Source organism: Sphingobium sp. SCG-1 (genome assembly GCF_002953135.1).
GTDB lineage: Bacteria > Pseudomonadota > Alphaproteobacteria > Sphingomonadales > Sphingomonadaceae > Sphingobium.
The window spans coordinates 3,218,593-3,232,275 of record NZ_CP026372.1 but is presented as its reverse complement, the minus strand read 5'-3'; the positions used below and the strand labels follow the sequence as shown (position 1 = coordinate 3,232,275).

The 13,683-nt window shown below is 62.9% G+C and carries 14 protein-coding genes; 8 read left to right on the top strand and 6 right to left on the bottom strand.

Annotated features, from left to right (window positions below):
• Positions 1-12 precede the first annotated feature (12 nt).
• Both C1T17_RS14800 and C1T17_RS14795 read left to right on the top strand, forming a co-directional pair.
• Complete coding sequence (locus C1T17_RS14800; RefSeq protein ID WP_223262624.1) at positions 13-207, top strand: hypothetical protein; 195 nt, start codon at positions 13-15, stop codon at positions 205-207.
• Positions 204-1,010, top strand: coding sequence for a DUF4163 domain-containing protein (locus C1T17_RS14795; protein ID WP_104954099.1), 807 nt, complete (start codon positions 204-206; stop codon positions 1,008-1,010). Before C1T17_RS14800 ends, C1T17_RS14795 begins: the two co-directional genes overlap by 4 nt.
• On the opposite strand, the gene rimO is transcribed toward C1T17_RS14795, so the two are convergent.
• Positions 997-2,370, bottom strand: a complete 1,374-nt coding sequence (rimO, locus tag C1T17_RS14790) for a 30S ribosomal protein S12 methylthiotransferase RimO (RefSeq protein ID WP_104955262.1) — start codon at positions 2,368-2,370, stop codon at positions 997-999. The genes C1T17_RS14795 and rimO overlap by 14 nt on opposite strands.
• Before the next feature lie 60 nt (positions 2,371-2,430).
• Entirely contained in the window at positions 2,431-3,444 is a 1,014-nt protein-coding gene (locus C1T17_RS14785) for an SPOR domain-containing protein (protein ID WP_104954098.1), read from the bottom strand.
• Positions 3,445-3,628: 184 nt separating this feature from the next.
• On the opposite strand from C1T17_RS14785, the gene C1T17_RS14780 reads away from it, so the two are divergent.
• From C1T17_RS14780 to C1T17_RS14770, 3 genes are read left to right on the top strand one after another with little or no spacing between them, the layout of a single operon-like run.
• On the top strand, positions 3,629-4,348 hold the full coding sequence (locus tag C1T17_RS14780; RefSeq protein WP_104955261.1) for a ParA family protein: 720 nt from the start codon (positions 3,629-3,631) through the stop codon (positions 4,346-4,348).
• Positions 4,349-4,358: 10 nt separating this feature from the next.
• Complete coding sequence (locus tag C1T17_RS14775; protein WP_104955260.1) at positions 4,359-4,919, top strand: hypothetical protein; 561 nt, start codon at positions 4,359-4,361, stop codon at positions 4,917-4,919.
• Between the two features lie 16 nt (positions 4,920-4,935).
• Positions 4,936-6,201, top strand: a complete 1,266-nt coding sequence (locus C1T17_RS14770) for an SPOR domain-containing protein (RefSeq protein WP_104954097.1) — start codon at positions 4,936-4,938, stop codon at positions 6,199-6,201.
• A gap of 34 nt (positions 6,202-6,235) precedes the next feature.
• Here the strand turns inward: C1T17_RS14770 and C1T17_RS14765 are convergent, their stop codons facing one another.
• Genes C1T17_RS14765 through C1T17_RS14750 form a run of 4 tightly spaced genes read right to left on the bottom strand, consistent with a single transcriptional unit; the run spans position 6,236 to position 10,092 of the window.
• Positions 6,236-7,462 (bottom strand): dihydroorotase, encoded by a 1,227-nt coding sequence (locus C1T17_RS14765; RefSeq protein ID WP_104954096.1) that lies wholly within the window; start codon positions 7,460-7,462, stop codon positions 6,236-6,238.
• On the bottom strand, positions 7,459-8,463 hold the full coding sequence (locus C1T17_RS14760; RefSeq protein WP_104954095.1) for an aspartate carbamoyltransferase catalytic subunit: 1,005 nt from the start codon (positions 8,461-8,463) through the stop codon (positions 7,459-7,461). Before C1T17_RS14760 ends, C1T17_RS14765 begins: the two co-directional genes overlap by 4 nt.
• Before the next feature lie 43 nt (positions 8,464-8,506).
• Positions 8,507-8,974, bottom strand: a complete 468-nt coding sequence (gene ruvX, locus C1T17_RS14755; RefSeq protein ID WP_104954094.1) for a Holliday junction resolvase RuvX — start codon at positions 8,972-8,974, stop codon at positions 8,507-8,509.
• A complete protein-coding gene (locus C1T17_RS14750) occupies positions 8,974-10,092 on the bottom strand; it encodes a DUF3089 domain-containing protein (protein ID WP_104954093.1) in 1,119 nt (372 codons plus the stop codon). The genes ruvX and C1T17_RS14750 overlap by 1 nt, the downstream gene beginning before the upstream one ends.
• A 106-nt stretch (positions 10,093-10,198) precedes the next feature.
• On the opposite strand from C1T17_RS14750, the gene gatC reads away from it, so the two are divergent.
• From gatC to gatB, 3 genes are all read left to right on the top strand, one after another.
• Positions 10,199-10,486: an Asp-tRNA(Asn)/Glu-tRNA(Gln) amidotransferase subunit GatC gene (gene gatC / locus C1T17_RS14745; RefSeq protein ID WP_104954092.1), complete on the top strand. Its 288-nt coding sequence runs from the start codon at positions 10,199-10,201 to the stop codon at positions 10,484-10,486.
• 130 nt (positions 10,487-10,616) lie between these two features.
• On the top strand, positions 10,617-12,098 hold the full coding sequence (gene gatA / locus C1T17_RS14740; RefSeq protein WP_104955259.1) for an Asp-tRNA(Asn)/Glu-tRNA(Gln) amidotransferase subunit GatA: 1,482 nt from the start codon (positions 10,617-10,619) through the stop codon (positions 12,096-12,098).
• 1 nt (position 12,099) lies between these two features.
• Positions 12,100-13,605 carry an Asp-tRNA(Asn)/Glu-tRNA(Gln) amidotransferase subunit GatB gene (gatB, locus tag C1T17_RS14735; RefSeq protein WP_104954091.1) on the top strand — a complete coding sequence of 502 codons (1,506 nt, stop codon included), beginning with the start codon at positions 12,100-12,102 and terminating at the stop codon, positions 13,603-13,605.
• Positions 13,606-13,683: the final 78 nt, after the last annotated feature.

The following is a 13,683-nucleotide window of genomic DNA, read 5'->3' as shown; positions in this document are numbered from 1 at the left end:
AAGGAGAGCCTGATGTTTACGGAAAATCGTCGCGATCACGCCGTCCGCAGCCGTGCCTATGCACTTGCCGAGACGGGCCGCTTTCATGCCGTTAAAGAAATCGAGCAGGCGCTGGTCGGCGAAGGCTGGCCTGATGCCGGAACCGTGTTGCAGGGCAACTATGTACGCCAGTCCCTTGCCGAGAAGCTGGCGGCGCATAGCCATTGATCCGCTACGCAATAGCGATATCGGGGGCGCTGCTGGCGCAGGCCTGCTCGCCCCCATCGTCCGATAATAACCAGGCCATCAATGTGGCGGCACCCGACACGCGTCGCTTTAGCCAACCTGCCGCCAAGCCACCCGAAGCAAAGCCCTTCGCGATTTCGGAAAAGACCGAGCTGCTGGAGTTCGGTTATAAATATCCGATGGAAGCAGCGGCGGTGCCGGCGATTGTCTCACAATTCACGGACGATCTGCAGCGATCGAAGGAGGACGCGCTCAAGATGGCGCGGGAGGATCAGGCGGCGGCGAAAAAGGACGGCTTCCCCTTTCACACGCATAGTTCGGAGACGGAGTGGACCACTAAGGCCGCCACGCCATTGCTGCTTAGCCTTCTTGCGGAAAGCTATGTATACACCGGCGGCGCGCATGGAATGACGGGGTACAAGAGCCTGATCTGGGACCGCGCCAATGACCGCGAAACCAGCATCGAGGCTATGGTCGTGTCGCAACCGACTCTGGCGAAAGCAATCGGCGCGCACTTCTGTAAAGCGCTGAATGCCGCACGCGCAGTGAAGCGCGGTGCGCCTGTCGCTGGCAACGGCATGTTCGACGATTGCGTCGATCCCATGAAGCAGACGCTGGTGCCGGTCTCCACTGACGGAAAGATGATCGATCAATTATTGATCGTCATCGGCCCCTATGAAGCGGGGCCGTATGCCGAGGGCAGTTATGACATCGCCCTGCCGGTAGACGCGGCGATGCTGGAGGCGATCAAGCCGGAATATCGCGAAGCGTTCAGCGCGAAGTGAGCGGCACCCCGAACAGGTCGTGATCGTCGGCATCCTCGATCAGGACGTCGATGATGTCGCCTTGCTTCAACCCTGACGTATCGCGCAGGAAGACGTTGCCGTCGATTTCCGGCGCGTCTGCTTGACTGCGAGCGGTGGCGCCGGTGCTGCCATCTTCCTCGTCGGGTTCGCCCACTTCGTCGATGATGACGGGCAGGATGCGGCCGACCTTCGCCTGCAATTTGGCGGCGGAGATGGCGGCGGTCTTTTCCATGATCCGCTGGTAGCGCTCTTCCTTGACCTCTTCGGGCACGGGGTCGGGCAGGAGATTGGCGGCAGCGCCCTCGACAGGCTCGAACCGGAACGCACCGACGCGGTCGAGTTGCGCCTCGTCCAGCCAGTTCAGCAGATATTGGAAGTCCGCCTCCGTCTCGCCGGGGAAGCCGACGACGAAGGTCGAGCGGATCGTGATATCCGGCGCAATCGTGCGCCATTTGTGGATACGATCCAGCACCTTGGCTTCGTTCGCGGGGCGCTTCATGCGGCGCAGCACTTCGGGCGCGGCATGCTGGAACGGGATGTCGAGATAGGGCGTCAGCAATCCCTCAGCCATCAGCGGGATCACATGATCGACGTGCGGATAGGGATAGACATAATGCAGGCGCACCCACGGCGCACGTCCCTCGGCAGTGCGAAGCTGCCCCAGTTCACGGGCGAGGTCGGTCATGTGTGCGCGCACTTCGCGGCCATGCCATTGCCGTGGCTCGTGCCGGGTATCGACGCCATAGGCCGAGGTGTCCTGACTGATGACGAGCAGTTCCTTCGTGCCCGCAGCGACCAGCTTTTCGGCCTCGCGCAGCACAGCGTCGATACGCCGCGACACCAGATCACCACGCAGCGACGGGATGATGCAGAAGGAGCAGCGGTGGTTGCAGCCCTCCGAAATCTTGAGGTAGCTGTAGTGGCGCGGCGTCAGCTTGAGGCCACCTTCGGGCACCAGATCGACGAAGGCATTAGGCACCGGCGGCGACGCCTCATGCACCGCGTTCACCACCGCTTCGTATTGATGCGCGCCGGTGACGGCCAAAACGCTCGGGAAACGTGCCCGGATCAGTTCTGCTTCATTGCCCATGCAGCCAGTGACGATAACGCGGCCATTCTCCGCGATCGCTTCGCCAATGGCTTCAAGCGACTCTTCTTTCGCGGAATCGAGAAAGCCGCAGGTGTTGACCAGCACGACGTCTGCGCCTGCATAATCTGCGGACATCTGATAGCCGTCGGAACGCAGTTTGGTGAGGATGCGTTCACTGTCGACCAACGCCTTGGGACAGCCGAGCGAAACCATGCCGACCTTGGGCGCGGGGGGGAATGAAGTTGCCATGATCGCGCGCACATAGGGACTCGCGCGCCAAATGTCACGGGGCGTGGCTGGCTTAAGCGCTTACAGCTTCTTGGGGATGCAGTCCGTTCCTGCTGCCTTGATCGATTGGCAGAGCTTTTGTGCGTCCGCCGCTGTGCCTAATGGGCCGACCTGCAAGCGCGTGACGGCGCCGCCCTTCACATAGAAAGGGCGATAGGCGGACAGGCCGCTGACCTTTTTCGACAGGCTCGACCATAGTGTTGCGGCCCGGCCTTCCTCGCTGAACGCGCCAAGTTGCACGCGCCAATCGCCGGGGCTCGCGGCGGGAGCCGTCACGGCCCCGGGCGCGACAGGCTTTTCCGGCACAGTTTTCAATGGCGCAGGTTTCTCGGGCGCGGGCTTGGGCTTTGGCGTTGCTGCAGCCAAGGCAATCGGCTTGGGCATGTCCTTGGCGGGAAAAGGGGCGTTATCCTTCTCCGTGGCCGCAGCCAGCGTGTGCGCGGTCTTCTTTTCCAACTCGCTGGCGAGAAGCAGACCCTGCTTCTTCTGCTCGGCCGGAATGTAGTTTTCCATCTGTTGAAGGCTCGCAGTAGCCGGAGCGAGGCCCGATTTCGACGCGCGAATCATCAGCGCATAAGCCTGCACCCAATCTTTGCCGACAAATTCGCCGTTGAAGAGGGCGGTACCCAAAATATACTGTGCTCGCGGTTCTCCGCGCTCCGCCGAATTGCGCAGATGAGGCATGGCCTGTTCGCGGCTACCCTGCTGGAAAAGCAGAATGCCGTAATTGTCTTCGGCTCTCAAATGCCCTTGCTCGGCCGCCTTGCGGAACCATTCCATGGCAATGGGTAGGTCCGTCGGCACGCCACGGCCAAGCTTATACGCTTGGCCCATGTTGAACTGCGCGTCGGCGTCGCCCTTGTTGGCCAGGGGACGCCATTCAGTGACGGCTTTTACATAATCGCCCTGGGTCCAGGCATCGACGCCGGTTTTCACATCCGCCCGTGCAGCCCCTGAAAACAAGGCTCCGTCCAACAGCAAGGCGGCACCTGGCGCAGCCAGTGCGACTGCCGCACCGATCAGGAAATGTCTCATCGCCTCAGCTCCGCCCGCGTTCGTCAAAGCGCCTTACTCGCGAAACATACTTAATGAATCATTACGGCAAGCGCCAACATTTTGACGGGCTTCGACAAGCGCGGCGCGTCCATAGCGGGATTAACCATTTCTTAGGTGGCGGCGTGGCAATCCCGTGGGGAATTACATTTCCGGGGGGTATTTCGTGCGGGTATTGGCACTGGCATCACAGAAGGGCGGGTCGGGCAAGACCACGTTGTCCGGGCATCTGGCCGTTCAGGCACAGCGCGCCGGGGCGGGGCCGGTAGTCCTGATCGACATCGATCCGCAAGGGTCGCTTGCCGATTGGTGGAACGAGCGTGAAGCCGAATATCCCGCTTTTGCCCAGACGACCGTCGCGCGCCTTGCCACCGACCTTGAAACGCTGCGGTTGCAGGGCTTCAAACTTGCTGTCATCGACACGCCGCCTGCCATCACCATGGCAATACAGAGCGTCATTTCCGTTGCCGAACTCGTGGTAGTCCCGACACGTCCTAGCCCGCACGACCTGCGCGCCGTGGGCGCCACAGTCGATCTGTGCGAGCGCGCGGGCAAGCCGCTGATCTTCGTGGTCAATGCCGCCACGCCCAAGGCCAAGATCACCTCCGAAGCTGCCGTTGCGCTCTCGCAGCATGGCACCGTCGCGCCGGTCACGCTGCATCACCGCGTCGATTACGCCGCGTCGATGATCGATGGCCGCACCGTCATGGAAGTCGATGAGAAAAGCCGGTCCGCACAGGAAGTCGTGCAGCTCTGGTCCTACGTCTACGATCGTCTCGAAAAGAATTTCCGCCGCACCGTGTTCTCCGTGCCGAACGGATCGAGCCACACGGGTGCACTGCGTCCCTTGGGCGGCGGCTTCGGTCGCCGGGTGATCGGTCAGTAAGATGGCGCCGATGCACGAACCCAAACCTTTTGCATCCCTCACATCCGGCCTCCTTGCGCGCAAGGGCGGAGCGGCCCCCGCCATGCGGCGTCAGGTCATGCTCGGCGGCATGCCGCAAGACGATCTCGGCTGGAACGACATGGGGGAAGATGCCCCTCGCCAGAGCGACCCGCTTGCCGTGATCGGCCTCACGCCGATGGCAGGCGGCTCCGCGCCACCGGCTCCCACGCCGATGGTCGAAAACACGCCCATTCCGGAGACAGCGCTGGTCCCCGCCGTGGTCGAGGAACGGAGGGTTTTGGCCGAGAAAGTCGCTGCGGTGGCTCCCGCACCCGAGGCGGTGGCGCCCAAAGCCGCTGCCAAGATTCCAGCGTCACGTCCTCAACAGCCAAAGGCGGCGTTTACGCTGCGCCTCGATCCCGAGCGGCATCTGCGCCTGCGCTTAGCATGTGCGGTCGGCAATCGCTCCGCGCAGCAGATCGTGACGCAAGCGCTCGACGCATATCTCGAAAGCCAGCCGCAGATCGACGCGCTGGCCGAACAACTGGCACGCCCCGGCGTCAGCAAATAACGGATAGGCTGGACCCATGAGAAAGAAAGCTCTGTTGAACGCGGCGGCGTCGTCGCTGCTGCTCGGCATCACCACCGTTGGCTGCACGGGAAGCGCGTCGATGATGGCGCGTGCGGGCACCGCCCAACCGGCTGCCAAACAGGGGCAAGCCTCCGCGACCCTGGCCGAAAAGGCGCTTGCGAAGCGGGATGTCGCAGCGGCTCTCGCTGCTGCTGAAACAGCCGTTGCGGCCAAGCCGGATGACGCCGGATACCGGCTGCTGCTTGGCCGCGCCTATCTGGCCGACGGGCGTTTCGTGTCGGCGGAGACGGCGCTCAGCGATGCCATGACGCTGGGCAATACCGACGCGCGTACGATCGTGAGCCTTGCGCTTGCGAAGGTCGCGCTGAGCAACTCGGCCGGTGCACGCGAAGTGCTTGCCGTGAACATGGATCACGTTCCCGCCACTGATTATGGGCTGGCGATGGCGATGGCGGGTGACACGGACGAGGCCATTCGCATCCTTTCCGCCGCCGCGCAGGAGCCTGAAGCCACCGCAAAGACCCGCCAGAACCTGGCTTATGCCTATGCGCTTGCGGGCCAATGGCGTGAAGCGCGGCTGATGGCGGCGCAGGATCTCGATGCGCTTGCGGCTACGCAGCGCGTCGTAAGCTGGGCGCAGAATGCCGAAGCTGGCGCAGAGCCGCAGCGGGTTGCCGCGCTGATCGGCACGCAGATTCGCGCTGACGATGCAGGAATGCCTGTGCGTCTAGCGCTGGCTTCTTCGGCGCCGATACAAATGGCGCAAGCCGAAGTCGCACCTGCACCAGAGGCCACTTCGGCCGAGCAGACGACCGAATCCGCTTCGCCCGACGTGCCATTCCTTGCGGAACCCGAAGCGCCCGTACGCGCGGCGGAGTTTCATCCGACGCCGGTCGCGCGCGCAGTCACGATGATGCGAAAGGCCGCCTTGTTCACGCCCCTCATGCCTTCGGCAACCAGCAACTGGGTCGTGCAGCTTGGTGCCTATGACAGCGTCGGCGTCGCCAAGGGCAGCTGGCAGCGGATGGCGCGCGCCAACGGCCACCTTGCCAAGTTCCCGGTGTCCTACAGCACGGCCAATGTGCAGGGCCGCCTCTATCATCGCCTTGCAGTGGGCGGCTTTGGCGATCGTGCATCGGCGTATCAGATGTGCCGGACGATCCGTAGCCAGGGCGGGGCCTGCTTCATCCGGGCAGCGGCTCCGGTCAAGCTCTGGGCGGCGGTTGCCAAATCGAAGCGCCAGCAGTTCGCCTCGCGCTGATCCCCGTTAGGGTCGAATGAAGGGCGGCGGTTCCTTAAAGGAACTGGCCGCCCTTCATGATTCTGCGGGCGCGGCCCTGCACGGGCACCTTGTCGAAGGGTGTGTTGCCCGCCGCCGCTTCCATCCGCGTCGAGTCGACGAGCCAGGGCGTGCCGGGATCGATGAAGATGATGTCGGCGGCATGACCAGCCGCAAAGCTGCCCGCTTCTACACCCAGAATCTTCGCCGGATTAGCGCATAGGAGCTTCATCAGCGCGTTCATGCTCAGATGCTCTTCGCGCACCAGATTGAGCGATAGCGCCAGCAGCGTCTCTGCGCCCGCCATGCCGGGACTGGCATCGGCGAAGGGGAGGCGCTTGTCCTCCGGTCCGCGTGGATCATGGCTGGAGGTAATGACGTCGACCGTGCCGTCGGCCACGGCACGGATCGCGGCCAGCCGATCGTCCTCGCTCCGCAGCGGCGGAGAGAGATTGGCGAAGGTTCGGAAATCGGTGACGGCGATGTCCGAGAGGAAGAGATAGGCGGGGCTGATCCCGCAAGTGACCCGCAGCCCTTCCGCCTTTGCAGCACGGATCAGGTTGAAACCGGCCTCCGTGGTGACAAGCCGGAAATGGATCGCAGCGCCGGTTTCCCGCACCAGCATGATGTCCCGCGCAATCGCCATCGCTTCGGCACAGGCAGGCGCAGCCGCTAGGCCCAGCCGGGTCGCTGTCTCGCCTGCTGTTGCAACGGCTTTACCGGAAAGCCCGCCATCCTCTGCATGAGCAATCACCGTCAGCCCAAGCGCGGACGCATAGGACAGCACGCGCAGCATCACGCCGGAATCGGCGATCCAGTGCCGCCCGGTGCTGACCGCCCGCGCGCCTGCCGCCTGCATCATGCCGATCTCGGCCAGTTCGGTGCCCTTGAGGCCGCGCGTCGCCGCTGCGATGGGGTGCACCCAGAAATCGGGCTTGCCCGCGCGAGTGGCTTCCCGGATCAGGCCCACATCATCGAGCGGGGAGGATTGATCGGGCATCAGCGCTGCGCGCGTGATCCCACCGAAATGGAAGGCTGGTTTATCCGTGCGGAATACGCCCAAATCAACGAGACCCGGTGCAACGACCAATCCCTTCGCATCGATCTTTTCGGCGTCGAGCGGGATGGCGATATCGCCTGCAGCGACGATCCGGTCGCCTTCGATCAGGATGCTGCCGGCCGAGACGGCGCTTCCGGCGGGATCGGCGAGCAGACCGTTAGTGATGGCGAGGACGCGCGTCATGCCCAACCCTCCACACCGCGCGCGCTACGCGTAAGGACATCGAGGCACGCCATGCGTACGGCCACGCCCATCTCCACCTGCTCGATAATCGCGGAGCGTTCCGGATGATCCGCGACGCTACTGCTGATTTCCACGCCTCGGTTCATGGGGCCGGGGTGCATCACCAGCGCGTCAGGCTTGGCGCGCGCCAGTCGCTCGGGCGTCAGGCCATAGAGCATGTGATATTCGCGCGGGGAGGGAATGAATGCGCCGTCCATCCGCTCATTCTGGAGGCGCAGCATCATCACCACGTCCGCGCCATCCAGCCCCGCATTCATATCGGTGTAGGGCGTGACGCTCATCTGCTCGATGGCCGCGGGCATCAGCGTCGGCGGTGCAATCACGCGCACTTGCGCGCCCAGAGCGCCAAGGCACAGGATGTTCGAGCGTGCGACGCGGCTATGCAGCACGTCGCCGCAGATCGCTACGACCAGTCCGGAGATCGATCCCTTGCGTCGCCGGATGGTCAGCGCATCGAGTAACCCTTGCGTCGGATGCTCGTGCCAGCCATCGCCTGCGTTCAGCACCGGGCAGCTTACCTTGTCCGCGATCAGCCGCACCGCGCCGGAGCTACTGTGGCGGATCACGATCACGTCCGCGCGCATCGCGTTCAGCGTCATTGCCGTGTCGATCAGCGTCTCGCCCTTCTTCACGCTCGATTGTGCGGCGTGCATGTTGACGACATCCGCGCCCAATCGTTTTCCCGCGATCTCGAACGACAACAGTGTGCGCGTGCTATTCTCGAAAAAGGCGTTGATCTGCGTCAGGCCGCCAAGGCGATCGTCATGCTTGCGGCTGTGCGCGCGGTTGACGGAAACCCAATGCTCCGCTTCGTCCAGCAGGAAGGATATTTCCCAAGGCATCAATGCGGACATCGCCAAGAGATGCTTATGGGGAAATTGGTCGCGGCCCCGGAGCCCGGTAATTTGGCCAGTGGAGGTCGTGGCGGTAGGCTGCGGCATGGCGTGAGGCCTTAGAGCGGAATGCCGGAGGAGGGAAGGGGCCTCACCCGCGCAGGGCGTCGATGGCTCCCTGCAGGATGTAGCTGGCCGCGAGCTTGTCCACCAGAACATCGCGGCGGGCTCGGCTGGCGTCGGCGTCGATCAGCGTCCGCGTGACGGCCTGCGTCGACCATCGTTCGTCCCACAGGAGGATTGGCACATCCATATCCACAAGGTTGCGGGCGAAGGACCGCGAAGACTGGCTACGGGGCGACTCGCTGCCGTCCAGGTTGAAGGGCAGGCCGATGACGATGCCCTTTACGAACTGCTCGCCCATGAAGGCGGCGATCGTCGCCTTGTCCTTGGTGAATTTGCCCCGGGTGATGGTGTGCGCCGGGCTGGCGATCACCCAACCAGCGTCGCACAGCGCGAGGCCTACCGTCTTCGTGCCCACGTCCATGCCAATCAGCCGCCCGCCTTCGGGAAGTGCATCCCGAAAAACAGTGCGGTCAGTGGTAATCAGGCTTGCCATCAATTCTTCGCGGAGAACGCGGCGAGTCGCGCCTGCGCATCGGCACGCAGGTTCGCCCAGAACAGCGCATAGTCGTACACATGATAGTTGTTGCCGGGCAATGTGAACGGCCCAAGGTCTGGAGGATCGCCGATCAGCAGAAATCCGCGGGCGTCGCACCGCGCCGGAACTGCGCCCTTTATCAGCGCCGGGTTATCCTCGCTCTGCCGCGCATCGAGCGTGCCGAGATTTTGTGCTGCCTTCGCCACGCCACTGGCGCTGCCAGTGATGGGATTGACGCAGAAGATTTTTGTGCCTTTTCGCGGCAATCCGTTGAAGCCACGATCCTTTTCGAACGCCTGCACCACTGCGGAGGGTTCGGCTGGCTCGGCAAAGCTTTGCCAGCTGACGATGCAGTGCGCCTGTTGTGGCTTGGTGCAGGCGGGCAGGCCCAGCGCGGGAATGTCGGCAGTGACGGAGACGGGCCAGCCGATGATGTATGCGATAGCGATACGCCCGGCGATCGGCTTCCCTGCAACCTTCTCATGCAGCAGGCGCAGCAGGTGCAGCGATCCCTGGCTGTGTCCGGCGAGGATGATCGGACCCTTCGGATTGGCGGCGAGAAATGCATCGAACGCCTGCACGACATCCGCATAGGCGGCGTCTATCGCTTTCCCGCCACCCGCGTTGTTCGTCAGAAACGCGCCGAAATGTGCCTGCCGATATCGCGGTACCCAGATCGGCCCAAGATTGTTGAACGCGCTCGCCTGTCGTTGCACGAACCGTGCCGCGACCGTTAACGACTCAGGATCGGAGAGCGGCGCGTTCCAGTCGGCTTTGTTGCCCGGCGCGAGATAGGTCGTCGGATGAACGAAGAAAATCGCGGCCTTCCTGGGGACGGGTGCGGCCTTCATGTCCGCTGGTCGCCATTGCGAAGGATCAGACGCCAGGCCAGGGCGTGAAATCCATGTGTCTGCGCTGGCGTAGGCGTCTTTTGGCAGGGGCGGTGGCGCACTGAATGTCCGCGACGGCACCATCGCGGCGTTGATAAGCTGCTGCCCCCACACGCGATAGGCAAAGGCCGATATGATGACCAGCACGATCAGGCTGGCGATGATGTAGAGGAATTTCCTGGCCACTTGCCGCTCCGCTTGGGTGTGCGATTTCCGGGTAAGCGCCTATCCTGTCACGCGCGCGGGGGCAATCGCGCTTGATGCACCGCGAAGGCGATGCTAGCGGCTCCCCATGTCCATCGATCTGCAAACCGTGAAGAAAATCGCCAGCCTGTCGCGCATCTCCGTTACCGAGGATGAGGCGCAGGCCATGGTGCCCGAACTCAACAATATCCTCGGCTTTGTCGAGCAACTTGGCGAAGTCGATGTCACCGGCGTCGAGCCGATGACCGCCGTCATCCCCAATACGCTGCGCCTGCGCGACGATGTCGTGACGGACGGTAATGTGCGGGAGAAGGTGCTCGCCAATGCGCCGCAGGCTGAGCAGGGCTTTTTCGCCGTGCCCAAGGTGATCGAATGATGGCCAGGCTTAACGCTTTCCTCCCCGTTCGCCCTGAGCTTGTCGAAGGGCTCTGCCGAGTGAAAGGATGCTGCTTCGCTTCGCTCAGCGGAAGGCTTCGACTTCGCTCAGCCCGAACGGAGATTTTGGTATGACGAATTTGACAGACCTGACCGTCGCCGAAATCCGCGACGGCTTCCGCGCTGGCGACTTCACGGCGCGCGAAGTGGCCGAAGGCTTCAATGCCAATGTCGCGGCCGCCAAAGCCTTGAACGCTTTCATCGTCAAGACCCCGGAGCATGCGCTTGCCGCCGCCGATGCCGCTGACGCCGCGCGCACGTCGGGCGATCTGAAGCCGTTGTCGGGCGTGCCGATCGGCATGAAAGACTTGTTCTGCACCAACGGCGTGCAGACCACGGCAGCCAGCCATATTCTCGAAGGCTTCGTACCTACATATGAGTCCACGGTCTCGGGCAAGCTGTGGGACGCAGGCGCGGGGATGCTGGGCAAGCTCAATCTCGACCAGTTCGCGATGGGGTCTTCCAACGAGACCAGCTATTTTGGTAATGTCATCTCGCCCTGGAAGCGCAACGACGGCGGCAACGCGGCGCTGGCGCCGGGCGGTTCCTCGGGTGGCAGTGCCTCGGCGATTTCGGCGCGGCTTTGTCCGGCGGCGACTGGCACCGACACGGGCGGATCAATCCGCCAGCCTGCCGCGTTCGTTGGCATCAGCGGCATCAAGCCGACCTATGGCCGCTGCTCGCGCTGGGGCGTGGTTGCGTTCGCCAGTTCGCTCGATCAGGCAGGCCCGATGGCGCGCACCGTGCGCGACAATGCGATCATGCTCGAAGCGATGGCGGGATTCGACCCGAAGGACTCGACCTCGCTGGATTTGCCTGTTCCCGCGTGGGAACAGAGCCTGTCCAGCGACTTGAAAGGCAAGCGGATCGGTATTCCCAAGGAATATCGCGTGGACAGCATGCCTGCTGAGATAGATGCGTTGTGGGAAAAGGGCATCGCGTTCTTGAATGACGCCGGCGCGGAGATCGTCGAAGTCTCGTTGCCGCATACCCGCTATGCGCTTCCCGCCTATTACATCATCGCGCCCGCCGAAGCGTCCTCCAACCTTGCGCGCTATGATGGCGTGCGGTTCGGGCAGCGCGAGTTGCCGGACGGCGCAGGCTTGCAGGACATGTATGCCGCCACCCGCGCCGCCGGCTTCGGGCCGGAGGTGAAGCGCCGCGTCATGATCGGCACCTATGTGCTGAGCGCCGGCTATTACGACGCCTATTACACGCAGGCGCAGAAGGTTCGTACGTTGATCTCCCGCGACTTCGACCGCGCATGGGAAAGCTGCGACTTGCTGCTGGCGCCGACCGCGCCATCGGCTGCTTTTGCTCTGGGCGAGAAGCAGGCCGATCCGCTCGCGATGTATCTCAACGACGTCTTCACCGTGCCTGCCTCGCTGGCTGGACTGCCCGCGATGTCGGTGCCGGGCGGCCTCGACGCGCAGGGGCTGCCGCTAGGTCTCCAGATCATCGGCAAGGCCCTCGACGAACAGGGCGTCCTGAACGCCGCGCTCGCCATCGAGGAGCGCGCAGGGTTCACGGCACGGCCCGAGAAGTGGTGGTAATATGACTGAAGCAACCTATCGCATCCACGGCGCCACCGGCGAATGGGAGGTCGTGATCGGCCTTGAAGTTCATGCGCAGATCACGTCCAATGCCAAGCTGTTCTCCGGCGCATCCACGACTTTCGGTGCTGAGCCGAACACGCAGGTCAGTCTGGTCGATGCGGCGATGCCCGGTATGTTGCCCGTGCCGAACCGCGAGTGCATCCGGCAGGCGGTGCGGACCGGCATGGCGATCGACGCGCAGATCAATCGCTATTCGCGGTTCGACCGGAAGAACTACTTCTACGCCGATCTGCCGCAGGGCTATCAGATCAGCCAGCTCTATCATCCGATCGTTGGCGAAGGCGAGATCGTCGTCACACTGGACGAAAAGAACCCCGATAGCGCGACCAAGACCATCGGCATCGAGCGTATCCATGTCGAGCAGGATGCGGGCAAGCTGATGCATGACCAGCACCCGACGCGCAGCTACGTCGATCTCAACCGCTCCGGCGTAGCGCTGATGGAGATCGTGTCGAAGCCCGATATGCGTTCGCCTGTCGAAGCAGGCGCTTACGTCAGGAAGTTGCGCTCGATCCTGCGCTATGTCGGCTCGTGCGATGGCAATATGGAGGAAGGCTCCATGCGCGCCGACGTGAACGTCAGCGTGCGTAAGCCGGGCGATGAGTTCGGTACGCGGACCGAGACGAAGAACGTCAACTCGGTGCGCTTCGTCATGGCCGTGATCGAGCATGAGGCGAACCGACAGGTCGATGTGCTGGAGAGCGGCGGCAAGATCGTGCAGGAAACACGTCTCTACGATCCTGACCGTAACGAAACGCGATCCATGCGGTCGAAGGAAGACGCGCACGACTATCGCTACTTCCCGGATCCCGATTTGTTGCCACTTGAACTGGACGACGCATTTCTGGACGAATGCCGCGCATCGCTTCCAGAACTGCCTGATGCCAAGCGCAAGCGGTATGAGAGCGAACTCGGCCTTTCCGCCTATAATGCCGCGGTCCTGACTGCCGAAGCTGAAACAGCGCGCTGGTTTGAGGCGCTGGTGAGCGAGAGCGCGCGCATCCAGAACAAAGGCGAAGGCGATGTGGCCAAGGCGGCGGCCAACTGGCTGCTGTCGGAGCTGTTCGGCGCCCTCAATCGCCTCGGCAGGGATCTGGACACGAGCCCCGTCAGCCCCGCGCAGGGCGCGGAACTGCTCTCGCTGGTCGCGGACGGCACCCTGTCAGGTACGCTCGCCAAGCAGGTATTCGAAATCATGCTCGAAACCGGCGACGAGGCAGGCAAGATCGTTGAGGAAAAGGGTCTCAAACAGACCTCTGACACGGGCGCGATTGAGGAAGCCGCCGCCAAGATAATCGCAGAAAATGCGGACAAGGTGGAACAGTATCGCGGTGGCAAGGAGGCGCTGTTTGGCTTCTTTGTAGGCCAGACGATGAAAGCCATGGGGGGCAAAGCCAATCCAAAAGTCGTGAATGAGATAATGAAGAAGGCATTGCAGGCGTAACGATATCAAATTAAGGCACACACATCAGTCCTGGGATTGTATAACTTTACGATTCGCCGCGCTGTGACGCAGCCGAAC